The following is a 23,315-nucleotide window of genomic DNA, read 5'->3' on the forward strand; positions in this document are numbered from 1 at the left end:
TTCAAGCCACCCAGCGCGAGAACAGCGAGGTCGAGAGCGCGCGGCCGACGGACTTCTCGCGGATGATCAATTCGCCGGATTCGACCGTGCCGCCCATGCCGGCGAAAGTGTCGCGCATCAGGGCATGGATGGCGAAGAAGGAGGCGCGAATCGAATAGGCTGTGAGAACCACGGCCAGCGGCTTTGGCGTCAGGATCGAGCGGCAAAGGTCAGTGAGCCCCGGCAGGTCCTCGAACAATTGCCAGACTTCGCCCTTCGGGCCGCGGCCATAAGCGGGCGGGTCGAAGAGCACGATGTCGTAGCGGCTGCCGCGACGCTCTTCCCGCTCGGCGAATTTCACCGCGTCCTCGACGATCCAGCGGATCGGCTTGTCGGCAAGGCCGGCCATCTCCTGGTTTTCGCGCGCCCAGCCGATCGCCTTCTTCGAGGCATCGACATGGGTGACCTCGGCGCCGGCGCGTGCGGCCACCAGCGAGGCAAGCCCGGTATAGCCGAAGAGGTTCAGCACCTTGACCGGGCGTTTGGCCGCGACGATCAGCCCGGCCATGTGGTCCCAGTGCGAGGCCTGCTCGGGAAAGACGCCGACATGACGGAACGAGGTGAAGCGGCCGAGATAGTCGATGCCGTCATGCTTCATCGGCCAGGTCTCGCCGAGCGGTGTTTTTGGAAAACGCCAGCGGCCGATGCCTTCCTCGTCGGTGTCGCCGGTGAAGATCGCGTCGGCGCGCTCCCATTCCTTTGCGGGAAGCGCCCGCTGCCAGATCGCCTGGCCCTCAGGGCGCACGATGCGGTACGGCCCATACTGCTCCAGTTTTTCGCCGGCGCCGCTGTCCAGCAGCGCGTAGTCGGCGTTGGGCGCGACTTCGAGGATCAGCGGCAGCCGCTCGGCGGGCAGCACACCGTCGCGGCGCGCAAGCACGCGCCGCGCCGGTTTTGCTTCCTGTCGATCCGCGGATTTCGTTTCGGTGCGTTCGCCGGTCGTCGACTGCGGCCGTGCAGGCGCGAACGTGTCGCGTTGGCGCGCCGGTTCCGATCGGGCCGGGTGCGGGCGGCTGTCGCGGCGTTTGTCGCGAAAGGATTTCAAGAACAAGCATCTCCGGCGGTTCGGCTCGCTTCTGCCACAGCTATGCCGGTCGGCGCAACAAACCATGCGCCCTTGCGAGGCTGAGCGCCGCGACCGTGGTGACAAGCACCGACCAGAACACCAGGAATCCGCGCATCTCCATTGGGAAGAACGGGGACGGCATGCGAGTGTTCCATATCGGCAAATAGCTTGCCGCGATGAGCGCCCCAGCCCTATCGTCCGCCCAATCCCGGATGGCAAACCGATGTCCCGTGCCGAACGTCTGCTCGACCTGATCCAGATCCTGCGCCGCCATCGCCGGCCGGTGAGCGGCCGCACGCTTGCCGGAGAGATGGGCGTCTCGATCCGCACGCTCTACCGTGACATCGCGACGCTGCAGGGGCAGGGCGCGCCGATCGAAGGCGAGGCGGGATTGGGCTATGTGCTGAAGCCAGGCTTCATGCTGCCGCCGCTGATGTTCACCGACGAGGAGATCGAGGCAATCGTGCTCGGCTCGCGCTGGGTGGCAAAACAGCCGGACAAGCGGCTGGCCGCGGCCGCCACGGATGCGCTGTCCAAGATCGCGGCGGTGCTGCCGGACGATCTGCGCGAGGACCTCGACGCCACGACGCTGCTCGTCGGGCCAAGTTCAGCGAGCGTCGAGGCGATCGATCTCGGCGTGGTGCGGCAGGCGATCCGCGAGGAGCGCAAGCTCGGCTTCCTCTATCGCGATGCCGGGGGCGCCGCGTCGGAGCGCATGGTCTGGCCGTTCGCGCTCGGCTTCTTCGACAAGGTGAGGGTGATGGTGGCGTGGTGCGAGATGCGCCAGGATTTCCGGCATTTCCGCACCGATCGCATGTCCCGCCTCACCGCCACGGACATCCGCTATCCGCGCCGCCGTCAGGCGATGCTCAAGGAATGGCGGGCGACGCTGGACACGCCGGGTCCAAAAAACTCGGTTGACTGATGACTGCTGCCAGAATCTGACAGCGGTATCGCGTACCGTCCTCAAGGTTCAAAACACCTTGGAGATCAGACATGTCCACGCCCAATTTCGTCATCCTCTATGTCGACAGCCCCGAGCGGAGCGGTGCGTTCTATGCCTCGCTGCTCGGACGCGCGCCCGTCGAGGCCTCGCCGACCTTTGCCATGTTCGTGCTCGACAAAGGCTTCAAGCTCGGCCTCTGGTCGCGCCACACTGTGGAGCCGGCAGCGGCCGCCGCGGGCGGAGGTGGCGAGCTGGTGCTTGCGGTCGAGGATGCGGCTGCGGTCGACGCCACGCATTCCGACTGGGCCAAGCGCGGTCTGAAGATCCTGCAGGCGCCGACCGACATGGATTTCGGCCGCACCTTCGTTGCGCTCGACCCAGACAATCACCGTCTGCGCGTCTACTGGCCGAACGAGGGAGCACAGGCATGAGCGCCTATTGGATCGCCGTCGCATCGGCCGAGCATGTGCGGATCGGCCGCCAGGGCGGCTTCATGCAGGTGAACCACGGCAAGGCGGCGCCGCTTCGCCGCATCAAGCCGGGCGACGGCATCGTCTATTACTCGCCGAGCACCGTGCTCGGCGAGAAAGACGGGCTGCAGTCCTTCACCGCTCTCGGCACGGTCCGTGAGGGCGAGGTCTATCAGGGCATCATGGGCGGCGGCTTCACGCCAGCGCGGCGCGATGTCGATTGGTCGGACGCCAAGGAGGCGCCGATCAAGCCGCTGCTCGACCGGCTGGACTTCACCGCCGGCAGGCCCAACTGGGGCTATCAGCTTCGCTTCGGGCTGTTCGAGATCGGCGAGCACGACTTTCGCCTGATCGGCGAGGCGATGGACGCCATACTCGCGGCTTCGGCTATTTGAGCGCCTTGTAGACGGCGATGCCGGCGGCGAGGTCCTCGAGCGCGGCGCCGACCGATTTGAACAGCGTGATCTCGTCGTCCGCCTGGCGGCCTTGTTTCTCGCCGCGCGCCAGCTCGTGCAGATCGGCAACGATTGCTTCCGGCTTCAGCACGCCGGAAGCCAGTGGCTGGACGATGTCGCCGGCCTCCTTGGTGGCGCCGGCGCGGGTGTCGACATAGACGCGGGCGCGCGAAATGGCGTCGTCGTCGCTTTCGCGCATCGTCGGCGTGAAGCCGCCGACCAGGTCGACATGAGCGCCCGGCTTCAGCAGCGCGCCCTTGACCAGCGGCGTTGTCGAGATCGTCGCCGACGAGACGATGTCGGCTTCGCCAAGCTCGGCTTCGAGGTTTCCGGCGGCCTCGGCCGGAAGGCCTTCGGCGCGGAGCGCCGCCGTGACCTTCTCGGCGTTGGCCGGCGTGCGGTTCCAGATGCGGATGGATTTGATGGGTCTCACCGCCGAGTGCGCCTTGGCGAGGAAGGATGACAGCGCGCCAGCGCCGACCACCAGCAGCTGCGAGGCGTCCTTGCGGGCGAGATAAGATGCGGCGAGCGCCGAGGCGCAGGCGGTGCGCCATTGCGTCAGCCGCTGGCCGTCGATCAGCGCTTGCGGTTCGCCGGTCACGCCGTCAAGCAGCAGATAGAGGCCCATCACCGCCGGCTTGCCGATGGCGTTGTTGTCGGGGGAAACGGTGACGATCTTGACGCCGATATGGCCTCCCGCCGAGGTGCCGGCGGCGTTGAAGTCGGTCCAGGCCGGCATCAACAGCAGCGTCGATGCGGCGCCATCCGGCCGCTCGATCGCGTGGTGATGGCGAACCGGCTGCACGGCGCCGTCGCGGAAGGCCGTGCGCAGCGTCTCTACCAGCCCGGGAAAGGTGAGCGCGCGATCGACCTCGGTGGCCGAGATGGTCAGCATAAAAAGCTCCGTGAAAGCGAGTTGCTGCTCAGTTTGTCGGCTTGGGCAGCGGCGGTCCTTTCGGCGCCGCGGGAGCACGGCTCACCGCCTGGCGCAGGTTCTCGGCCTCCAGGCCCCGCTGGCGCGCGAGCTTGCGGTAGCGGCCCTGCTTCACCCAGGTCGCCATGCTGCCGACGACCATGCCGACGGCTAAAGCCAGGAACAGGAAGATGAAGAGCGGCAGGTTCAGCGTCAGCGCCGGATTGCCGGGGTGGAACGGGTCAAGCGTGAAGGCGACCGGTCCGCGGTTGGCCACGGCAAGCGCGATCAGGATGATGGCCAGCGGCACGAAGACCACGACGAGCATGAAGCGATTGAACATCAGGTCTCCGTGGAGAAGCATCTTAAAGCGCGCATGTCTTTGTCCCGAAGCCGGTCTCCACTTTCGGGAGACATGCTCCAAGCGCCGGAACGTCGCTGCGATCCGGCGCGGCGCCTATTTGCCGCCGTTCAGCCTCTCGCGCAACTCCTTGCCGGTCTTGAAGAACGGCACCCACTTCTCCTCGACCTCGACGGACTCGCCGGTGCGCGGGTTGCGGCCGGTGCGGGCGGGGCGGTTTTTCACCGAGAAGGCGCCGAAGCCGCGCAGTTCGACCCTGTTGCCTTCGGCAAGCGCGTCGGTGATCTCGTCAAAGATCGCGCCGACGATGTTTTCGACGTCGCGCAGGAAAAGATGAGGGTTGCGCGCGGCAATGATCTGCACAAGTTCGGATTTGATCATGAGAACGTTCCCCGTAAACCACACAGCGGTCAAATTATCAGGATGATTTTATTGCTTTTTTGGTTCTTCCCGACAGCTTGTCAAGGGTGCCAGACCGAAACGAGACCGTCAAGGAACAAGCGGTCTGCGCCGAGCTCGTGAATGACATCGCCGCCGGCGTCCGGCAGGCCCAGCGCGTTGGCGACGGCTTTGGTCATGCTCCTCGGAAACAGGTAGCTGCGGCCCTCCGTGTTCTTCCACTCGACGACCTTGAGCTTGCTGTCGACGCCCTTGGTCGCCAGCCAGTCGATCGCCTCGGTCTCGCCGCCGACCGCGTCGACAAGGTGGTTGCCGAGCGCCTGGCGGCCGGTGAAGATCGAACCGTCGGCCAGCGCCTGCGCCTGCTCATGCGTCATTTTGCGCCGCTCGGCGACGATGCCGACGAACCAGTCATAGCTGTCGAGGATGAGCTTGCGCACCATGGCGCGCTCGTCGTCGTTGGTCGGCTTGAAGGGCGAGGGCGAGGCCTTGAGCGGCGAGGATTTCACTTCCTCGAGCTTGATGCCGAGCTTGTCCATCAGGCCGCTGACGTCGGGATACTGGATCAGCACGCCGATAGAGCCGACGATCGAGGTTTTGCGGGCCACGATATGGTCGGCCGCGCTTGCGATCATGTAGCCGGCGGACGCCGCCAGCGTGCCGACCTCCGCCACCACCGGCTTGTCGCCGGCAAGCTTGCGTACTTCCTCATAGATCGACTCGCCGCCGACCGTGGTGCCTCCGGGCGAATCGATCGAGAGGATGACGCCCTTCACCGTCGCGGACTTGCGGATCGACTCCAGCCGTTTGATCAGCTCCTCGTCCTCGGTGATGGTGCCTTCGATCTTGACCTTGGCAATGTGGTCGACCGCCTGGCCGGTGAAATCGTCACTGTAGATCCAGGCCGAAAAGGCGATCAGCGCCGCCGCCAGAACAACAAACGTGGCGACGCGCCAGAACGTCAGCTTGCGGCGCAAGCGGCGGCGGTCGATCAGGTCGTCGGCTCTCATAGCCATATCAGCCTCACAATCGGTGGGAGAGGACGCTTTTAAAGCAAGCATCCGCGCGGGGCTACCGTTTCCTGACAGCTTCCGGCGCCAACGCAGCTGTCACGACGACCTCACGAAAAATTAACGCAGCCGGCCCCTATCTGCTATGAAGGGCTGGCAGTTCAGCCGAATTCGTCTTAGTCCTGCGGTAGTAGCCGTCACATTTTTGCAGTTTTCCTCCGCTTGTGCTTGCTTGCGGGGGCCGGCATACCACCTATAGGCGGTGTTTGGCGGGCAAGGGCTCATTAGAAAACAGTCATGTTGGCGCGATCTGACGATACGAGCGATGCCGAAATGGTGTCGGCTGCCGCTGGCGAAAGCGGCGCGCGCGGCGACGCGTTCGACCGTGCGGAGCGGCATTCGCGCCGCGTGCGCGTGCTGAAGTTCGCCGTGCCGCTGCTGGCGGCGGCTATTGCAATCGCCTTTCCAGTCTATTCCTACCTCGCCGCGCCGGTTTCGGTCTCGGTGCAGGCCGATGGAGCCGCCTTTTCGGACGGCAAGCTGGTGATGGCCAATCCCAAGCTCAACGGCTTCACCAAGCAGAAACTGCCTTATTCGCTGACAGCGACCAGGGCGACGCAGGATGTCGGCAAGCAGGACGTCATCGACCTCGAAGGCATCAACGCCAAATTGCCTGTCGCCAGCGACAATGTGGTGGCGGTCGATGCCGCGCACGGCATCTACGATCGCGGCGCTAACACAATGGACCTGACCAGCGATGTCTCGGTGACCACCACCGACGGCATGGTGGCCAAGTTCAAATCGGTCTTCCTAGACATGGGCAAAGGCTCTATGAAGACGAGCAATCCGGTCGATGTCAGTCGCGGCGGGTCGCGCATCACCGCCGACTCGATGTCAGTGGAAGAGAACGGCAAGGTGGTGGTTTTCGAGAGCCGAGTGCGCGTCAACATCGATCCGGCCGCTCTGAAGGCGGCGGGGATTAAGAGTGGAGAAGAGAATGCGTCGCAGTAAATCCGCGTGGCTTCTGGGCGCAGCCTCTGCACTGCTGTTGCTGGGAACGGCGAATTCGTTTGCGCAGTCGAGCGCGAGCAGCCAGATCCCCGGACTGAAGCTGTCGGGCGATCAGCCGATCCAGATCGAAAGCGACAAGCTCGAGGTCCGGCAGGTCGACAGCGTGGCGGTGTTCAACGGCAACGTGACCGTCAATCAAGGGCCGACGCTGCTCAAGGCCGGCAAGATGACGGTCTACTACGTCAAGGATGCCAATGCCCCCAAGGGCGCGGCGGCCGGCGCGTCGGCGATGACGGGTGCGGCCAACATCGACCATCTGGTGGTCGAGAACAAAGTCTACATCAAGTCGAACGACCAGATCGCCACCGGCGACAAGGGCACCTTCGACATGAAGACGCAGGTGCTGGTGCTTCAAGGCAAGGAAGTGGTGCTGTCGCAGGGCGATAACGTGCTCAAGGGCTGCAAGCTCACCGTGCAGATGAAAAGCGGCCTCGGCAATGTCGAAGGTTGTCCTCGCGTCATCATGTCGTTCAAGCCCCAGAAGCAGGGAGCGCAGCAGCAGGGAGCGCAGCAGGACTAATGACCGGCGTATCCTCGCTGCTTGCCCGTCTTCCGGGACGGGCGGCCGCAAAGCCGGCTGCGCCGGCAACGGTCGGCGCCGACAAGGCAAAGTTCAAGGGCACCCTGATCGCCAAGGGCCTGACCAAGAGCTACAAGGGCCGCAAGGTGGTGAGCGGCGTGACGCTCGGCGTGCGCGCCGGCGAGGCCGTCGGCCTGCTCGGCCCCAATGGCGCCGGCAAGACCACCTGCTTCTACATGGTCACCGGTCTCGTGCCGGTCGACGAAGGCACGATCGAGATCGACGGCTTCGACGTCACCTCGATGCCGATGTACCGCCGCGCCCGCCTCGGCATCGGTTATCTGCCGCAGGAAGCGTCGATCTTTAGGGGCCTCAACGTCGAGCAGAACATCCGCGCCGTTCTGGAGGTGGTGGAAAAGAGCCGCAAGGAACGCGAACGCACGCTCGACGAGCTGCTCGAGGAATTCCACATCAGCCATCTGCGCAAGGCGCCGTCGATGTCGCTGTCTGGCGGTGAACGGCGGCGTCTCGAGATCGCGCGGGCGCTGGCGACGCGGCCGGCCTACATGCTGCTGGACGAGCCTTTCGCCGGTATCGATCCGATCGCGGTCGCCGACATCCAGCAGCTCGTTCGCCATCTCACCGCGCGCGGCATCGGCGTGCTGATCACCGATCACAATGTGCGCGAGACGCTCGGGCTGATCGACCGCGCCTATATCATCCATGCCGGCCAGGTGCTGACGCATGGCAGGGCCGACGAAATCGTCGCCAACGCCGATGTGCGGCGTCTCTATCTCGGCGAGGGCTTTACCCTCTAAGCACGAAAATCTCCCGTTCGGCGGGATTTTCGTCCGTTTTTCGAGATTCTTGACGGTTCCGGCACCGGATAACGCTCCGGTAAGCCGGGGATGCTAGCGTTTGCCTTGACAAGCAAAAGCCGGGCCAGTTTCTATGGCCGACCGAAAAACCATAGTTCGAAGCGTAGACGAGGCGTTTGAATCCAACCATGGCGCTGGCGGCCAAACTGCAGCTCAGACAGTCCCAGTCGCTGGTGATGACGCCCCAGCTGATGCAGTCGATCCGGCTGCTGCAGCTCACCCATGTCGAGCTCGAACGCTTCATCGACGAGGAGATCGAGCGCAATCCATTGCTGGAGCGGGCCGAGCCGCAGGATGAAACGGGCGGCGACCTGCCGCAGAAGAGCGAGACCGCTCCGGAACCCGCTGCCGGGGACGACTGGTTCGAAGGCGAGACGGAATGGAGCGCCGAGGCGATCTCGGAAAAGCTCGACTCTTCGCTGGAGAACCTGTTTCCCGACGATCCCGGAACAAGCGAAAAGCTGGGGCCGGACCTTTCGGCGCAATGGAAGTCGGCTTCGGGGGGCAGTGCCGGCGGCGCCTCGTCGGAGGGTTTCGATGTCGGCGAGATGGCCGCGACCGTCGTGACGCTGCGCGAGCATGTCGGCGAGCAGATCGCGCTTGCCTTCCCCAACCCTGCCGAACGCCTGATTGCGGGCGAGCTTGCCGACAGCCTCGACGAGGCCGGCTATCTGCGCGCCGACCTGGACGAAATCGCCGCGCGGCTTGGCGCGGACGAGGCGGCGGTTTCACGCGTGCTCACGGTCTGCCAGACTTTCGAGCCCGCCGGCCTGTTTGCCCGCGACCTGGCCGAATGCCTGTCGCTGCAGCTTGCCGTGCGCGACCGGCTCGATCCGGCGATGAAGGCGCTGGTCGCCAATCTGGAGCTGCTCGCGCGACGGGACTTCCAGACGCTGAAGCGTATCTGCGGCGTCGACGAGGAGGATCTTCTCGACATGCTGGCCGAGATCCGAGCGCTCGATCCGCGGCCCGGTACCGCCTTTTCGGGCGGCGCGAGCGACGCCATCGTCGCCGATGTCGAGGTGCGGGCGGCTGCCGACGGGAGCTGGGCGGTGGAGCTCAATCCCGACACGCTGCCGCGCGTTCTGGTCGACCACGTCTATTTCGCTCGGGTTTCCAGCCACGCCAGGGACCAGGCGGAAAAGGAGTTTCTGGCCGAATGCTTGCAGAACGCCAACTGGCTGACGCGCAGCCTCGACCAGCGGGCGAAGACCATTCTCAAGGTGGCCTCGGAAATCGTGCGCCAACAGGACGCGTTCCTTGTCCATGGCGTGCGGCATCTCAAGCCGCTTAACCTGCGCACCGTGGCCGACGCGATCGGCATGCATGAATCGACGGTCAGCCGCGTCACCGCCAACAAATATATGCTGACGCCGCGCGGCGTCTTCGAACTGCGCTATTTCTTCACCGCTTCGATCGCCTCCGCGGAGGGCGGCGAAGCCCATTCCTCGGAAGCCGTGCGCGACCGCATCAAGCAGCTGATCGACGAGGAAAAGCCCGCCGACGTGCTGTCCGACGACGCCATCGTCGACATGCTGAGGGAAAGCGGCGTCGACATCGCCCGCCGCACCGTCGCCAAGTACCGGGAGGGCATGAACATCCCTTCCTCGGTGCAGCGCCGCCGGGAAAAGCGGGCGCTGGCCAACGCCGGGCGCTAGGGGCAGTTGACACTCAGCCGGCCTGACCTAATTGGTGCTGAGCTTGGGGAACGGGCGGATTTCCACAGTTTTCATGCTTCATTGACAAGCTGCAATGAAGTGTCTAGAAGCCCGCCCGCATGAGCCGGGCCGTGATGCCCGCTCGCGGATGGGTCCGTCAAAGCGAAGGCCTCGGACGGCCAGAAGGCGACTTGTGATCAACCGGAAAGTTCGGGTCTAAAATCGGCGCGCGTGCCGCCGCAAAGCTTGTGCGCGCGCACCACGGGTATAAACTCGGGACAGTTTGAAGCCTGAGCAAGGAAGGTCAGTTTTCAGATGAATCTGCGCATTTCGGGAAAACACATGGACATCGGCGATGCGTTCCGCACGCGCATCAACGATCGTGTCAACGAAGCGATCGAAAAATATTTCGATCGGGGTTTTTCAGGACATGTAACGGTCATCAAGGCGGGGTCGCGCTTCTCGGCCGACTGCATGATCCGTCTCGATTCCGGTGCCTCGCTGCAGGCGACCGGCGACGCCCAGGATCCCACGCTTGCCTTCGAGGCGGCCGCCGATCGCCTCGAAACACGGCTCAGGCGCTACAAGCGCCGGCTGAAGTCGCACAGTTCCAGCAATGGCAATGGCGAATCCACCGATATCGCCTACACCGTGATGGAGCCGCTCGCCGACGACGATGAGGAAATCCCGGAAGACTTCGCTCCGGCCATCGTCGCCGAATCGACGGTGACTCTCCGCACCATGTCGGTGGCGTCAGCCGTCATCGAGCTCGATACCAAGGACAGCCCGGTTTTCGTTTTCCGCAACGCCGGAAACGACCATGTCAATATCGTCTACCGCCGGCCGGATGGAAACATCGGCTGGATCGATCCGTCGACGACCAAAGTCGCGCAGGGTTAAGAAAGCCGGCCGCGCGAGGGGGACGACTGGCGCGGCAGGCGAGCAAGGGATTTTTCAAGCATGGATCTCAGCGATCTCATCAGCGTCTCGGCTATCATGCCGGCGTTGAAGGCGAATTCCAAAAAACAACTTCTGCAATTGCTGTCGGAGAGGGCGGCGGCGATTTCAGGGATTCCGGAGCGGGAGGTGTTCGACACGATCCTGCAGCGCGAGCGGCTGGGTTCAACCGGTGTCGGCAACGGCATTGCCATTCCGCATGGCAAGCTCGCAGGGGTCAAGCGGATCGCCGGCGTCTTCGCCCGGCTGGAGACGCCGGTGGATTTCGAGGCGCTCGACGATCAGCCGGTCGATCTGGTGTTTCTGCTGCTTGCGCCCGAAGGCGCCGGCGCCGACCATCTCAAGGCGCTGTCGCGCATCGCGCGCGTGCTGCGCGACGCCGATACGGTAGCCAAGATCAGGGGAACGCGCGACGCCGTGGCAATCCACGCGCTTCTGTCGGATACGCAGGCCTCGCACGCGGCCTGAAGCTTCGAGGTAAAGCCCAGCTTTCTTAGCTAAACCCAGCTTTTTGGGATCCAAACCTTGGAAGGCCGCCGAGAGCGGCCCTGTTCAATCCAGGCAAGGACCAGGGTCAGTGAATGGCGACCGTGGTCAGATCGTTCTCCAGCGCACCCGCCAGCGCCCGGTCACGGGCATCGGAAAGCAGGATCGGCTGGCCGTTGGCGGCAAACAGCGCCCACAACTCCAGACCGGGCGCGATTTCGTCGAGGCCAGGGAAGCGGCCGCGCAGATCGTCGCTCGATACTTTCCTCAGGTAAGCGACCGAACCTTCGCCCAAATGAGCGAATTCGCCGCTGGTCATGGTCGCAGTTTCGTCAGTTCTGGTCATTTCAAGCCTCCTTGCCGCGAGAACGCCAGTCAGGCCGTTCCCGCATAGAGCCATCGGCGAAGATCAGTCTTTCACCGATATGTTTATTTTCCGTACCAGCCGTTCGGCCTCGGGCCGGTCGAGGTCGACCGACAGGAGACCGTTCTTCAGCTCCGCGCCGATCACCCGCATGCCGTCGGCCAGCACGAAGCAGCGCTGGAACTGGCGCGCGGCGATGCCGCGGTGGAGGAATTCGCGCTCGGTATCGTCGGTCTGGCGGCCGCGCACGATCAGCTGGTTTTCCTCCGTGGTGACATCGAGGTCGCCTTCGGCGAAGCCCGCCACGGCGAGCGTAATGCGCAGCCTTTCGGCCTTGCCGTCCGCGGCGCCCAGGCGCTCGATATTATACGGGGGATAGCTGTCGCCCGACTTCGCCAGACGCTCGAGCGTCTTTTCCATGGCGTCGAAGCCCAGAAGAAGCGGGCTGGAGAAGGGCGTCATTCGACTCATTGTTACACTGTCCTCTCAAGAGCGACACAAACTGGAAAAACCCAGATGGCATTTTTCCCGGTGGTCTTGATATGGTCCGCCGCGCGAACAAGTTCAAGCCATCAAAACCCCGCCCAAAAAGACTCCCCAAAAAGGAATTGAAATGCCCCAGTCACGAAAGATCATCATCGACACGGATCCCGGCCAGGACGATGCCGTCGCCATATTGCTGGCGCTTGGCAGCTCCGAGCTGGAGGTCGTCGGCATCACCGCCGTTGCCGGCAACGTGCCGCTGAAGCTCACCGAGAAAAATGCCCGCAAGATCTGCGAGCTCGCCGGCCGACCCGACGTCAAGGTCTATGCCGGCGCCATCCGTCCGCTGGCGCGCGCGCTCGTCACCGCCGAGGAAGTGCATGGCAAGACCGGCCTCAACGGGCCGCAATTGCCGGAACCGACGATGCCGCTGCAGGAAAAGTATGCGGTCGATTTCATCGTCGAGACGCTGATGCGCGAGGAAAGCGGCACGATCACGCTCTGTCCGCTCGGGCCGCTCACCAATATCGCCCTGGCGCTGATCCGCGAGCCGCGCATCGCGCCGCGCATCAAGGAGATCGTGCTGATGGGCGGCGGTTTCTTCGAGGGCGGCAACGTCACGCCCGCCGCCGAATTCAACATCTATGTCGACCCGCAGGCGGCCGACGTGGTGTTCAAGTCGGGCATTCCGATCGTGATGATGCCGCTCGACGTCACCCACAAGGCGCTGACCACGGCCAAGCGCACGCAGGCCTTCCGGCAACTCGGAACCAAGGTTGGCACCGCGACCGCCGAGATGCTGGAGTTCTTCGAGCGTTTCGACGAGGAGAAATATGGCACCGACGGCGGGCCGCTGCACGACCCGTGCGTGATCGCCTATCTCGTCAAGCCCGAGCTGTTCAAAGGCCGCCGCTGCAACGTCAGCGTCGAAACGACCTCCGAGCTCACCATGGGCATGACGGTGATCGACTGGTGGGACGTCAGCAAGCGGGAGAAGAACGCCATGGTGATGCGTGACATTGACCACGACGCCTTCTTCGCGCTGCTGGTGGAGAGGTTGGGGCGGCTGTAGCGCCTTTTCCTTCCCCCCTTGTGGGGGGAAGGTGGATCGGCGCGAAGCGCCGAGACGGATGAGGGGTGTTGGAAGAAACTCAACGCCTCACTCCGTCCAGCACCCCTCATCCGGCCGCTTCGCCGCCACCTTCTCCCACCAAGGGGAGAAGGAGGAGGGGGCGCTTCACTTCGCCTTCGAGAACGCCAGCCAAAGCCCGCCGCCGACCAGGAAGCTGCCGCTGATCTTGGACATCAACTTGACGCGGCTGGCGGACAGCAGTCGTCCGGCGCGGCCGGCGGCGAGCGCGTAGGTCGAATCCGACATGGCGGCGAAGACCATGGCGGTGAGGCCCATGACCACGATCTGCAGCGTGTAATTGCCCTGCGGGGCGATGAACTGCGGGAAGAAGGCGCCGAAGAAGACAAGCGTCTTCGGATTGGAGATCGCCACTAGGAAACCCTGCAGGAAGAAGCCGCCGCGCGGTTTTCTGGCCGACCCGTCGGGGTTCAGGGTGCCTTTGGCGCGAAACATCTGCACGCCCATCCAGATCAGGTAGGCGGCGCCGATCAGCCGCACCCATTCGAACCAGTGGCCCATGCCGGCGATCAGCGTGTTGAGGCCGATGCCGACGATGGCGATCATGATCGCAAGGCCGGCCTGGGTGCCCGCGACATTGGCAAGCCCGGCGCGCGAGCCGTGGCGCATGCTGTTGGCGATGATCAGCGTGACCGTCGGGCCAGGCACCAGGACGATGACGATGCAGGCGACGACATAGGTGGCGTAGAGTTCCAGCGACATGATCTTCCCTCGAACAGGATGGCGCCGACGCGGCGGAGCGCGATCAATGCATGGAGTTGGCGCCGGTGCAAGCCAGGCGGGGCAGCCCGTCAGGCAGCACCCGACGGCCAGGGCAGCGTCGCCTCATAGGCGGCGCCGGCTTGGAGCACGGCGAGGTCGCCGCGCGGCCGGCCGATCAGTTGCATGCCCATCGGCCGGCCCTTCTCGTCGAAGCCGACCGGGACGTTGAGTGCCGGGCATCCGCCCAAAGTGGCAAAGGCGGAGACCTGCATCCAACGGTGATAGCTGTCCATCGACCGCCCGGCGACCTCGCGCGGCCAATGGGTGGCGACGTCGAAGGGGAAGACCTGCGCCGTTGGCAGGACGATGAGGTCGAAGCGTTCGAACAGCGACAGCAACGTCCGGTGCCATGAGGAGCGCCGGACAGTGGCGGCGTGGACCTGCGGCGCGGTGAGGCGGATCGCCTGTTCGATTTCCCAAACCGCTTCCGGCTTCAGCAGCCTGCGTTTCGCCGGATCGTCATAGTGAGCTTTCAGCCCGCAACCGCTGCTCGCCTGGCGCAGCGTCACGAAGGCCTGCCACAGCGCTTCGAAATCGACATCCGGCACCAACGCTTCGCTGACGAAGGATGCATTGGCGAAGCGGGCCAGCGCGCTTTCGCAAAGCTCGAGGATCCCAGGCTCCATCGGCAGGTGGCCGCCGAGATCGCCGAGCCACGCAATCCGGCCGCCGGTGGCCTTCGTCCCCAAACCTTCGAGGAACGAGCCCTGCTTGTCATGCGAGAGCGGCGCACGCGGGTGGTAGCCGGCCTGCTCGTCGAGCAGCAGCGCGATGTCGCGCACGTTCCGGCCCATCGGCCCTTCGACGCCCATTTGCGAATGGAAGACATCGATGTCGGGGCCGGCCGGCACAAGCCCCTGCGAGGGGCGGAAGCCATAGACGTTGTTGTAGGCGGCCGGATTGCGTAGCGAGCCGCCGAAGTCGCTGCCGTCGGCGACAGGCACCATGTCGAGCGCCAACGCCACGGCGGCGCCGCCGCTCGATCCGCCGGCGGTGAGTGCCGGGTCGAAGGCGTTGAGCGTCGGTCCGAAGACCGGATTGTAGGTGTTGGAGCCCAGCCCGAATTCCGGAACGTTGGTCTTGCCGATGGTGATGGCGCCGGCCTTGCGGAGGCGCTCGACGAAGAAGTCGTCTTCTTGCGGGACGAAATCGGCGAAGATCGGCGAGCCGAAAGTTGTCCTCAGGCCCTTGGTCAAAGCCAGGTCCTTGATGGCGATCGGCAGGCCGAACAGCGATCCGGCCGCGCCGCCCTGCGCCAGATGGGCATCGGCCCTGTCGGCCTCGGTGAGGATGTCGGCGCGCTCGCGCAGCGACACGACGGCGTTGACGAGCGGGTTCACCGCTTCGATACGGTCCAGGAAGGCGCCGACCACCTCGCGCACCGACAGATGCCGCTGCCGGATGGCTTGGGCAAGATCGATCGCCGACAGGCGGCAGATGTCGCCGGCCGGCGGCACGGCGTGCTTGGTTACGGGACGCATCGCCGTCACCGCGCGGCCAAAGCCGCGTCGACATCCTTCGCCAGCGGGATCGCCGGCTGCGCGCCCGGCTTCAGGCAGGCGAGCGAGCCGGCCGCCGCGGCGCGCGTGAGCGCCTGTTCGAGCGAGAGGCCGGACGACAAGCCGGCGCCGAAATAGCCGCAAAAGGTGTCGCCGGCGCCGACCGTGTCGACCGGGGTGATCTTCAGCGCCGGAACGGTCAGAAAGCTGTCCGGTGTCGCCGCCAGCACCCCGTCGCCGCCGAGCGTGACGACGATCGTTCTGCCGGTCTTTTGGGCATAGTCGCGCATCCGCGCCTGCCGGTCGCGCCCGGAGAGCGCCAGCGCTTCGCCATAGAGGTCGAATTCGGTCTCGTTGGCGACCGCGTAGTCGGCCTTGCCGAGGAAACGGGAAGCCTCGGTGCGGAAAGGCGCGGTGTTGAGCACGCTGACGGCATCCGCCGCGCGCGCCGCGTCGAGCGCTGCTTCCACCGTCTGCAACGGGATCTCGTGCTGCAGCAGCACGACGTCGCCCTTTTTCAGGAAGGCCTTGGCGACGTCCGCCGGCAGCACTGCGTCATTAGCGCCCGGCACGACTGCGATCACGTTCTCGCCGTCGGCGCCGACCAGGATCAGCGCCGTGCCGGTCGAGGCGAAGCTCTCACCGACGCCGGAGAGATCGACATTGCCGGCTTTCAGCAAGGCAAGCGCTTCGGCGGCAAAGCTATCCCTGCCGACGGCGCCCACCATGCGCACCTTGGCGCCGGCGCGGGCGGCCGCCAGCGCCTGGTTGGCGCCCTTGCCGCCGGGAGCGGTGGCGAAGCCGGAGCCACGGACCGTTTCGCCAGGTTCCGGCAAGCGGTCGACATTGGCGATCAGGTCGAGGTTGATCGAGCCGACAATGATGATCAAGAAACGCCTCCTGCCGAAGCGGTGCGGCGTTCGAACGAAGGCCGAGCCGCTCCAAGTCTTTGCTTTTACACAATTGATTGCGTTGGAGGCTAGCCGCAAAGATCGCCGGTTGCCAGATCATGTCGGTTGCACATGTGGCGTGGCCCACAGCATCATTCGCAGCGCACCGTGACCGTGCCTTGATAGTTGCCAGCCGGGAAGATGCCGGACGATTTCGTGGCCGTGAGATCGACCTGGATGGTGTGAGTGCCGTTGGTCACTCGCTGCGGCGAACTGCCTGGGATGTCCACGCCTGAGCCATCAAGGCGGAAGACGGTGTCAAAAGCGACGTTGGTATCGCCGCCGCTTGGCGCGGAGGTGAAGGCGATCGGCGCTGGCGCCGACACGGAATAACAGTCGAGCAGGTTTAGGATCGAGCACAGCGTCGAACTCGCGGTGATGGTGGCGCCGGCGCTCGACCCGCCCGCCTGCTTGGAACCGAAGATGTTGATGGAGGGGTTCGATTTCATCGTTCCCGAGACGCCGATCACGATCGTGCAGGTGCCGATGATCGCCGCCTGAGCCGGTGGCCCGAAGCAGGCAAGTACCGCCATCGCAAGAAGCGCGCGGCTATTTCTTCCGCTTTTTCTTCTCATTGCCGTTTGTGCCTCTGATACTCCAGCCTTCATTGGCCCACCCAGTCGATGCGGCAGCGGAGGCGGTCGCGGGAGCGGGAGCAGCCACGCTCCCCGTCTGGCCGTCGGCGCCTACGCCCATCTTGAGAAGCTTCAATTCAAGCTGCAGGCGCTCGACCTCGAGCTCGTAAAGGCGGCTGCAATCGACGCGCTTCGGCGTGCGGCCGATCGGGATCACCACACGGCCGTATGTGGCGACGTCGCTGTTCGACTGGCTGTTGTTGTTGCCTCGGATGACGCCGAGGTCCAGATAGGCGCCGCTGCCGGAAACGGCTGAGCGGCAGGTCGTGCCGTCGCTGGCATGGACCTCGTCCTGGCCCTGGGGCAGGCTGACACCTGGCAAGGTGAAACCCGTCTGGTTCTGGTTCAGGTTCAGGATATCCTCGGCAAACCCCTCGCTCACGACCGCCAAGGCGGGCAGCAGGGAGAGGGTCAGGACCTGCGATGTCCGAAGAACTTTCCGCATATCTGCGCCCTTATCTGCGTCTGCTCGCTTGGAAAGGGGATACTCTCGGTACAGATACGCACTTTACGCTCGGTCGCGCCGTCGAAGGGCACGACCACCAGAACCGGACGCGACGCCTGGCCCGCCAGAAGGAAGGCGCTGGGCGTGACCTTGGCATCGACCGGCTGGAAATCCTGGTCATAGACATGGACCTCGACGCGAATGCGCTGGTCGTACGGATTGCCGGGGAAGACGCGCACCGCGAAGGCATCCGTGAAGGATCTCACCTCGCCCCGCATCGGTGTCATCGACTGGCTCGTCGCCGCAATGGGGGACAGCACGGCGGCCAGTGCCGCCAGTATTCCAATCGTTCTCAAAGGCCGCTCCTTTCGCGAGAGGGCTATTCGCAGCGCAGTGTAACGGTTGCCTGGTAGTTGCCGGCGGAGAAGCGGTTCGAGCCGCTCTTGGTGCCGGCAAGGTTGACGGCAACCGTCGACGTGCCGGGCGCCGTCAGCGCGGTCGCGGTGCCCGTTTCCGAAATCGTCTGCGCGCCGGTGGTGGCGAAGGTCGGAGTCCAGGTGGTAGCGGTAACGTCGCTAGCCGGCACGGTGGTGGACGTGACCGGGTCGACGCTGAGCGTGACGCCGCCCGTGGTGTCGACCTGGGCGCTGCCGGCCGAACCGCCGGCATTGTGGGAGCTCAGCGACTGAAGATCGCTGCTGACGGTCATTGTGCCGTTGGAGTTGATCGTGATCGTGCAGGTGGCGGTGATGGTGCCGTTGAACAGCACATTTCCGGTGGCGGCCGATGCTGGCTGGCCGGCACAAGCAGCCAGCAAGCCTGCGGCCGCGGCGCGAAGGAATTTCATCGAGACACCTCTTTCAAGCCGAATGGTCGGCTCAATGTAGAGGCATCATCTCTTTATCGTGGTTAATTTAGGGTTAAGTTAAGCAACATCGCCAAGCAACTTACAATACAACCGGCAAAACCAGAGGTTGCTGCCGGTTGTATTGCGCAGACAATCGGTTTAATTTGTTCAATTATACTTACTTATATTTTAATCCACGGTTTTTCGCAACAGCGTGCGGAAAAATCGAGATTTCAGGACGCCACCTGGCCCGCTTCCCAGCCGAGGATGGCGCGCTTGCGCGTCAGGCCCCAGTGGTAGCCGGTGAGAGCGCCGGACTTGCCCAGCGCCCGGTGGCAAGGAACCACGAAGGACATCGGGTTGGCGCCGACCGCCGCACCGACAGCCCGGCTTGCGCTCGGCGCGCCGATGCTGGCCGCGATCGAGGAATAGGTGCAGGCCTTGCCCATCGGGATGCGCAGCAGCGCCTCCCAGACGCGGAGCTGGAAATCGGTGCCGATCATCACCACGCGGAGCGGCTGGTCGGCGCGCCAGTTCGTCGGATCGAAGACGCGCGCGGCGTAGGGCTGGGTGGCCGACATGTCCTCGACGTAAGTCGCGTTCGGCCAGCGGCCGGACATGTCGGCGAAGGCGGCCCGCTCGCCGCCGGCATCGCAGAAGGCGAGGCCGGCCAGACCGCGGTCGGTGACCATGATGAGCGCAATGCCGAAGGGCGAGATGTGGTAGCCGTAGCGGATGGTGAGGCCGGCGCCGCGGGTCTTGTAGTCGCCGGGCGACATCGCCTCGTGGGTGACGAAGAGGTCGTGCAGCCGGCCTGGACCCGACATGCCGAGCTCGAACGAGGTCTCCAGCAGCGGCATGCCCGAATCGAGCAGCCTACGCGCATGATCGAGCGTCACTGCCTGCAGGAAGGCCTTGGGCGACAGACCCGCCCAACGCGTGAACAGTTTCTGCAAGCCCGTCGGCGTTTCGCCGACCGCTTCTGCCAGAACCTCCAGCGAGGGCTGGTCGCGGTAGTCGAGGCTGATCTTCTCGATGGCGCGGCGCACGACCTCGTAGTCGCTGCCCTCAGGGGTGATGTCGTTCTGAAGGATCGCTGACGGTTTCATCCGGGCATTCATGGTCATCTGAGCGTTCATGGCAATATCTCCCATGGCAATATCTCCTTGACCGCGAATATCGTTCTTCCCACGCTTTGCCACCACCCGAAACTTGCCTTCCCGCCGCCCATACCCAGATAGAGTCGGCTTCGAGGGAGGACGATCGTGACCGGCGAAAAGGTAAATCTGAGCGGGGCCAGGGAAACCTTGCTGATGACGCTCTACGGCAAGGCGATGGAGAGCCGTCTGCCGCATTCGCTGCTCAAGGATCGCTTCGCCGACGAGGCGGTACGCAAGATCGATTATGATTTTTCCAGGCTCAAGGTCGACGACAATCTCGGCATCGGCTTTGCCATCAGGGCCAAGACACTGGACGTCGGCGTCCAGGACTTTCTCGCCAGAAATCCCAACGCCATCGTACTGCATCTGGGATGCGGGCTCGATACGCGCTTTTTTCGCGTCGACCCGCCGCAAGACGTGGACTGGTTCGACGTCGATTATCCGGAGGTCGTCGCGCTCAGGCGCAAGCTCTATCCGTCTCGTGAGAATTGCCACCTGGTCGCCTCGTCGGTGACCGAACCGGATTGGCTGGTCGATGTGCCCCGCAACCGCCTCGCGATCGTGGTGGCGGAAGGGTTGACCCCCTATCTTGCCCCCGACGAGGGGCAGCGCCTGTTTGCGCGGCTTGTCTGGCATCTTGCCGGCGGCGAACTCGTGTTCGATGCCTACAACCGTTTCGGCCTGAAGCTGATGCGCCTCAATCCAGCCATCAAGGCGACGGGCGCCGAGGTCCACTGGGCTATCGAGGACCCTCACGAGCTGGAGCGAGCCGTCCCGAAGCTGCGGTTCGTCGAGGAGATCCCGGCCTACAAGGCGGAACACGCGGTTCGCATGGGCTGGCGAGCGAGACTGTTCGTTCGCCTTTGGAAATACGTTCCCGCCCTGCGCAACATCGGCAGGCTGTTGCGATATCGGTTTTGAAGGGTTCGAACTCAGCGCGCCTTGGCGGTCGCCAGCGCGCGCGAAAAGGCCGTCGCAAAACTTTCGCGGTCATCCGGGTTGAGGAAGCCGCCGATCGAAACACTCCTGCCTTGCGCCTCCACTGCCATGTTGGTGATGCCGATCTCGGCATGGCGGGCGATCGAAAACCGCGCCCAGAACGGGTTGAAGCGATGGTCCTCGAAGCGGCCCGACGGCGCCGTCTTGCGGATATCGAGGCTGGTGCGCGAGACCGAGATTTCCTCACGGGCGCGCGCGGCACGATAGTTGACGCGGAAGGCGATGTAGACGGCGATCACGTCGAGCCCGAAGAAGCCGAAAACCGGCCATGCGCCATGCGCCAGGAAGATCGCGCCGGTAACCGCCCAGCCGAACAGCAGCGCGCCCATCAATATCAGAAAGCCGGTGCGGCCGAGGGAACGATGCGGCGTCAGCAGGGCCTGGAAGAATGGCTCATCGGCTTCGAACGAGGCGTTTGTGTCGCTCATGAGGTAATATTATAGGAAGGGAATGGCGCCTCCCAAGTCCAAAAATTCCTTACCCGTCAAAAAGCCATCAGCCTCCGCCCCAGGCGGTGGCGCGAAAGCAAAGGCGCCGTACCGAAAGGGCGGACCGCGCCCGCTCTACACGCCCGCCGAGGTGCATGAGATCTTCCGGCGCTTTTGTGTGCAACGGCCGGAGCCGAAAGGCGAGCTCGACTATATCAACGCCTTCACGCTGCTGATCGCGGTGGTGCTGTCGGCGCAGGCGACCGACGCCGGCGTCAACAAGGCGACGAAGCCGCTGTTTTCGGCAGCCGACACGCCGCAAAAGATGCTGGCGCTCGGCGAGGCCAAGATCGGCGACTATATCCGCACCATCGGGCTCTGGCGCAACAAGGCCAAGAACGTGATCGCGCTTTCGAAGGCGCTGATCGACGACTATGCCGGCAAGGTGCCGCAGGACCGCGACGAACTGGTCAAACTGCCCGGCGTCGGGCGCAAGACCGCCAATGTCGTGCTCAATGTCGCCTTCGGCCAGCATACGATGGCGGTCGACACGCACATCTTCCGCATCGGCAACCGGATCGGCCTGGCGCCCGGCAAGACGCCGGAACAGGTCGAGCAGGAACTCTTGAAGGTCATCCCGGCCGAATATATGCGCCATGCCCATCATTGGCTGATCCTGCACGGCCGCTATGTCTGCAAGGCGCGCAAGCCCGACTGCCCGGCCTGCGTGATCGCCGACATCTGCAAATCCAAGGAGAAGACCACCGACGTGCCGGCGCCGCTGGTGCCGATCGCGCCGTTGAAGGAGGCTTTTCCCGCGGAGGTTTAGTAGCCGTAGCCGCGCGCCATCGCCGCGGCAAAGACGGGGATGAGCAGGAAGATGAAGCCCTCGGCGCGGACGTAATTCTTCACAGAGGCAAGTTCGGCCGCCGGCACCAAGAAGGATGGATCGCCGCCCGCCTGCCTGTTCCAGGAGATGAAGCGCATGGTCGGGATGACCGACAGCAGGCCGACGATGATGAAGGCCGCCATCTTCGCCCAGAACACCCAGTTGTAGACATAGAATTCCCAGCCCTTCAGCCCGAAGAACACCCGACAGACGCCGACGATGACGATCAGCGCGGCGATGATGCCGTAGTGGCGGTCGATGCCGACAAGGCGCTTGAGCGTCGCCGCCGGCAAATCGCCGCGCACCAGCACGACCTCGGCGCCGATGATGCCGGCCAACGAGAAAACCAGAAGGTGATGGAGGATGGCCAGCAGAAGGTCGGTGGTGTCCATGGTTCTTCCTCGATCGAAGAGCGCGAATGTTGAATCAGTTTTCAATGGTTGCAGAGTAGCATCGCGAGGCAAATCCCATATGTGCAAGCTAACCATAAGCGTCGTTGACGCCACCAGCCGACAGTCTATTGCTTGGAACCATGAGCCGACTGAAGCGTGCCCTCAATCCGATGCCCGAAGACGTTCGAGCCGTACTTGCGGAGCGGGGACTGACGGCCGCCTATGACGCGCGGCCGGACTATCAGCGGAACGACTATCTCGGCTGGATCGCCCGCGCCAAACGCCCGGAAACGAGGCAGAAGCGGCTCGACCAGATGCTCGACGAACTGGCGCTCGGTGGTGTCTATATGAACATGGTCTGGCGCGGCTGAATCCGGCCGTCCAGTTTTGCCTGCCTGTCACCCTGCTTGCCTCTGGAAGATGGCTCCGGTCATCCTGGCCCTTGTTCGAACGCGATGGTTTGCTAAGCGCTGCCGCTTCAACAGAGGTGAATGCCATGAGCATTGCAAAGGAAGCCGGTGTGCCGATCCTGGAGACGGCGCGGACCGTGCTGCGGCCGCACAGGCTCGACGATTTCGAGACCTATGTCGCCATGTGGGCTGACCCCGGGGTCACCCGTTTCATCGGCGGCAAGCCGCGCACCCGCGAGGAAAGCTGGTTGCGCTTCCTGCGTCATGCCGGGCTCTGGTCGCTGCTTGGCTATGGTTTCTGGGCGATCGAGGACAAGGCGACGGGCCGCTTCATCGGCGAGGCAGGGTTCCATGATCTCAAGCGCGAGATCGAGCCGTCGATCGAAGGCGTGCCGGAAGCCGGCTGGGCGCTGGCTTCGGTGGCGCATGGCCAGGGACTTGCGAGCGAGGTCGTCGGGCGCATCGTCGCCTGGGGCGACGCGGTGTTCGGGCGGGCAAGGACCGTCTGCATCATCGATCCTGAAAATGGTGCCTCGCTTAAAGTGGCTGAAAGGAACGGCTATCGCGAAATCCTGCGCACCACCTATCACGACAAGCCGACGATCCTGCTGGAGCGGCGGGCTGGAGGGGCGACAGCTTAGGTGCAGGTGGTAGCTGCAATGGGGATCGCGGA

At 64.2% G+C, this 23,315-nt stretch carries 32 protein-coding genes; 14 read left to right on the forward strand and 18 right to left on the reverse strand.

What is annotated here, in order from left to right; genetic code table 11:
• Position 1: 1 nt before the first annotated feature.
• Together EJ070_RS14240 and EJ070_RS37450 are read right to left on the reverse strand one after the other, a co-directional pair.
• Positions 2-1,084, reverse strand: coding sequence for a class I SAM-dependent rRNA methyltransferase (locus EJ070_RS14240; protein ID WP_126091930.1), 1,083 nt, complete (start codon positions 1,082-1,084; stop codon positions 2-4).
• 40 nt (positions 1,085-1,124) lie between these two features.
• Positions 1,125-1,247, reverse strand: a complete 123-nt coding sequence (locus tag EJ070_RS37450) for a hypothetical protein (protein ID WP_281059651.1) — start codon at positions 1,245-1,247, stop codon at positions 1,125-1,127.
• Between the two features lie 81 nt (positions 1,248-1,328).
• On the opposite strand from EJ070_RS37450, the gene EJ070_RS14245 reads away from it, so the two are divergent.
• The 3 genes from EJ070_RS14245 to EJ070_RS14255 all read left to right on the forward strand — a co-directional run bounded on the left by EJ070_RS14245 (position 1,329) and on the right by EJ070_RS14255 (position 2,916).
• The gene (locus EJ070_RS14245) at positions 1,329-2,030 is read left to right on the forward strand and encodes a YafY family protein (protein WP_126091931.1); all 702 of its coding nucleotides are present in this window, start codon (positions 1,329-1,331) and stop codon (positions 2,028-2,030) included.
• Positions 2,031-2,101: 71 nt separating this feature from the next.
• On the forward strand, positions 2,102-2,482 hold the full coding sequence (locus EJ070_RS14250; protein ID WP_126091932.1) for a VOC family protein: 381 nt from the start codon (positions 2,102-2,104) through the stop codon (positions 2,480-2,482).
• Complete coding sequence (locus EJ070_RS14255; RefSeq protein WP_126091933.1) at positions 2,479-2,916, forward strand: EVE domain-containing protein; 438 nt, start codon at positions 2,479-2,481, stop codon at positions 2,914-2,916. Before EJ070_RS14250 ends, EJ070_RS14255 begins: the two co-directional genes overlap by 4 nt.
• Here EJ070_RS14255 and EJ070_RS14260 read toward each other — a convergent pair.
• From EJ070_RS14260 to sppA, 4 genes are all read right to left on the reverse strand, one after another.
• Complete coding sequence (locus tag EJ070_RS14260) at positions 2,909-3,871, reverse strand: ornithine cyclodeaminase family protein (RefSeq protein WP_126091934.1); 963 nt, start codon at positions 3,869-3,871, stop codon at positions 2,909-2,911. The two genes, EJ070_RS14255 and EJ070_RS14260, sit on opposite strands and share 8 nt — an antisense overlap.
• Positions 3,872-3,899: 28 nt before the next feature.
• Complete coding sequence (locus EJ070_RS14265; protein ID WP_126091935.1) at positions 3,900-4,232, reverse strand: DUF1049 domain-containing protein; 333 nt, start codon at positions 4,230-4,232, stop codon at positions 3,900-3,902.
• Positions 4,233-4,346: 114 nt separating this feature from the next.
• Entirely contained in the window at positions 4,347-4,631 is a 285-nt protein-coding gene (locus tag EJ070_RS14270; protein ID WP_027165368.1) for an integration host factor subunit beta, read from the reverse strand.
• Positions 4,632-4,711: 80 nt separating this feature from the next.
• Entirely contained in the window at positions 4,712-5,665 is a 954-nt protein-coding gene (sppA, locus tag EJ070_RS14275; protein ID WP_126091936.1) for a signal peptide peptidase SppA, read from the reverse strand.
• A gap of 291 nt (positions 5,666-5,956) precedes the next feature.
• Here sppA and lptC point away from each other — a divergent pair, with 291 nt between their 5' ends.
• From lptC to ptsN, 6 genes are all read left to right on the forward strand, one after another.
• Entirely contained in the window at positions 5,957-6,670 is a 714-nt protein-coding gene (gene lptC / locus EJ070_RS14280) for an LPS export ABC transporter periplasmic protein LptC (protein WP_126091937.1), read from the forward strand.
• Positions 6,657-7,250, forward strand: a complete 594-nt coding sequence (locus tag EJ070_RS14285) for an LptA/OstA family protein (protein ID WP_126091938.1) — start codon at positions 6,657-6,659, stop codon at positions 7,248-7,250. The genes lptC and EJ070_RS14285 overlap by 14 nt, the downstream gene beginning before the upstream one ends.
• On the forward strand, positions 7,250-8,068 hold the full coding sequence (gene lptB / locus EJ070_RS14290; RefSeq protein ID WP_126091939.1) for an LPS export ABC transporter ATP-binding protein: 819 nt from the start codon (positions 7,250-7,252) through the stop codon (positions 8,066-8,068). Before EJ070_RS14285 ends, lptB begins: the two co-directional genes overlap by 1 nt.
• Positions 8,069-8,256: 188 nt before the next feature.
• The gene (gene rpoN, locus EJ070_RS14295; RefSeq protein ID WP_126091940.1) at positions 8,257-9,786 is read left to right on the forward strand and encodes an RNA polymerase factor sigma-54; all 1,530 of its coding nucleotides are present in this window, start codon (positions 8,257-8,259) and stop codon (positions 9,784-9,786) included.
• A gap of 315 nt (positions 9,787-10,101) precedes the next feature.
• A complete protein-coding gene (raiA, locus tag EJ070_RS14300; RefSeq protein ID WP_126091941.1) occupies positions 10,102-10,686 on the forward strand; it encodes a ribosome-associated translation inhibitor RaiA in 585 nt (194 codons plus the stop codon).
• A 60-nt stretch (positions 10,687-10,746) separates the two neighbouring features.
• Positions 10,747-11,211 (forward strand): PTS IIA-like nitrogen regulatory protein PtsN, encoded by a 465-nt coding sequence (ptsN, locus tag EJ070_RS14305; protein WP_027165361.1) that lies wholly within the window; start codon positions 10,747-10,749, stop codon positions 11,209-11,211.
• A gap of 106 nt (positions 11,212-11,317) precedes the next feature.
• On the opposite strand, the gene EJ070_RS14310 is transcribed toward ptsN, so the two are convergent.
• Together EJ070_RS14310 and EJ070_RS14315 are read right to left on the reverse strand one after the other, a co-directional pair.
• Positions 11,318-11,575: a DUF1150 family protein gene (locus tag EJ070_RS14310; protein ID WP_126091942.1), complete on the reverse strand. Its 258-nt coding sequence runs from the start codon at positions 11,573-11,575 to the stop codon at positions 11,318-11,320.
• A 63-nt stretch (positions 11,576-11,638) separates the two neighbouring features.
• On the reverse strand, positions 11,639-12,064 hold the full coding sequence (locus EJ070_RS14315; RefSeq protein WP_126091943.1) for an Hsp20 family protein: 426 nt from the start codon (positions 12,062-12,064) through the stop codon (positions 11,639-11,641).
• Between the two features lie 142 nt (positions 12,065-12,206).
• On the opposite strand from EJ070_RS14315, the gene EJ070_RS14320 reads away from it, so the two are divergent.
• Entirely contained in the window at positions 12,207-13,148 is a 942-nt protein-coding gene (locus EJ070_RS14320; protein WP_126091944.1) for a nucleoside hydrolase, read from the forward strand.
• Between the two features lie 165 nt (positions 13,149-13,313).
• Here the strand turns inward: EJ070_RS14320 and EJ070_RS14325 are convergent, their stop codons facing one another.
• The 8 genes from EJ070_RS14325 to EJ070_RS14360 form a co-directional block, all read right to left on the reverse strand.
• A complete protein-coding gene (locus EJ070_RS14325) occupies positions 13,314-13,928 on the reverse strand; it encodes a LysE family translocator (protein ID WP_126091945.1) in 615 nt (204 codons plus the stop codon).
• 89 nt (positions 13,929-14,017) lie between these two features.
• Positions 14,018-15,469 (reverse strand): amidase, encoded by a 1,452-nt coding sequence (locus EJ070_RS14330; RefSeq protein ID WP_126091946.1) that lies wholly within the window; start codon positions 15,467-15,469, stop codon positions 14,018-14,020.
• A 5-nt stretch (positions 15,470-15,474) separates the two neighbouring features.
• A complete protein-coding gene (locus EJ070_RS14335; protein WP_126091947.1) occupies positions 15,475-16,377 on the reverse strand; it encodes a ribokinase in 903 nt (300 codons plus the stop codon).
• A gap of 152 nt (positions 16,378-16,529) precedes the next feature.
• Entirely contained in the window at positions 16,530-17,012 is a 483-nt protein-coding gene (locus EJ070_RS14340) for a hypothetical protein (protein ID WP_189350531.1), read from the reverse strand.
• The gene (locus EJ070_RS14345; RefSeq protein WP_126091949.1) at positions 16,987-17,517 is read right to left on the reverse strand and encodes a hypothetical protein; all 531 of its coding nucleotides are present in this window, start codon (positions 17,515-17,517) and stop codon (positions 16,987-16,989) included. The genes EJ070_RS14340 and EJ070_RS14345 overlap by 26 nt, the downstream gene beginning before the upstream one ends.
• Positions 17,484-17,873: a hypothetical protein gene (locus EJ070_RS14350; protein ID WP_126091950.1), complete on the reverse strand. Its 390-nt coding sequence runs from the start codon at positions 17,871-17,873 to the stop codon at positions 17,484-17,486. The genes EJ070_RS14345 and EJ070_RS14350 overlap by 34 nt, the downstream gene beginning before the upstream one ends.
• Positions 17,874-17,896: 23 nt before the next feature.
• On the reverse strand, positions 17,897-18,364 hold the full coding sequence (locus EJ070_RS14355) for a hypothetical protein (RefSeq protein WP_126091951.1): 468 nt from the start codon (positions 18,362-18,364) through the stop codon (positions 17,897-17,899).
• Positions 18,365-18,597: 233 nt separating this feature from the next.
• On the reverse strand, positions 18,598-19,503 hold the full coding sequence (locus EJ070_RS14360; RefSeq protein ID WP_126091952.1) for a methylated-DNA--[protein]-cysteine S-methyltransferase: 906 nt from the start codon (positions 19,501-19,503) through the stop codon (positions 18,598-18,600).
• A gap of 126 nt (positions 19,504-19,629) precedes the next feature.
• Between EJ070_RS14360 and EJ070_RS14365 the strand changes: the two genes are divergently transcribed.
• On the forward strand, positions 19,630-20,445 hold the full coding sequence (locus tag EJ070_RS14365; RefSeq protein ID WP_126091953.1) for a class I SAM-dependent methyltransferase: 816 nt from the start codon (positions 19,630-19,632) through the stop codon (positions 20,443-20,445).
• 11 nt (positions 20,446-20,456) lie between these two features.
• Here EJ070_RS14365 and EJ070_RS14370 read toward each other — a convergent pair whose 3' ends face one another.
• On the reverse strand, positions 20,457-20,951 hold the full coding sequence (locus EJ070_RS14370; RefSeq protein WP_126091954.1) for a DUF2244 domain-containing protein: 495 nt from the start codon (positions 20,949-20,951) through the stop codon (positions 20,457-20,459).
• A gap of 22 nt (positions 20,952-20,973) precedes the next feature.
• On the opposite strand from EJ070_RS14370, the gene nth reads away from it, so the two are divergent.
• The gene (nth, locus tag EJ070_RS14375) at positions 20,974-21,780 is read left to right on the forward strand and encodes an endonuclease III (RefSeq protein WP_126091955.1); all 807 of its coding nucleotides are present in this window, start codon (positions 20,974-20,976) and stop codon (positions 21,778-21,780) included.
• Here the strand turns inward: nth and EJ070_RS14380 are convergent.
• Positions 21,777-22,232: a DUF2214 family protein gene (locus EJ070_RS14380; RefSeq protein ID WP_126091956.1), complete on the reverse strand. Its 456-nt coding sequence runs from the start codon at positions 22,230-22,232 to the stop codon at positions 21,777-21,779. The genes nth and EJ070_RS14380 overlap by 4 nt on opposite strands.
• A 140-nt stretch (positions 22,233-22,372) precedes the next feature.
• Here EJ070_RS14380 and EJ070_RS14385 point away from each other — a divergent pair, with 140 nt between their 5' ends.
• On the forward strand, positions 22,373-22,603 hold the full coding sequence (locus EJ070_RS14385) for a YdeI/OmpD-associated family protein (RefSeq protein WP_126091957.1): 231 nt from the start codon (positions 22,373-22,375) through the stop codon (positions 22,601-22,603).
• 125 nt (positions 22,604-22,728) lie between these two features.
• On the forward strand, positions 22,729-23,283 hold the full coding sequence (locus tag EJ070_RS14390) for a GNAT family N-acetyltransferase (RefSeq protein ID WP_126091958.1): 555 nt from the start codon (positions 22,729-22,731) through the stop codon (positions 23,281-23,283).
• Positions 23,284-23,315: the final 32 nt, after the last annotated feature.

The sequence above is a fragment of the Mesorhizobium sp. M1E.F.Ca.ET.045.02.1.1 genome, from assembly GCF_003952485.1.
In the GTDB taxonomy this organism is placed as follows: domain Bacteria; phylum Pseudomonadota; class Alphaproteobacteria; order Rhizobiales; family Rhizobiaceae; genus Mesorhizobium.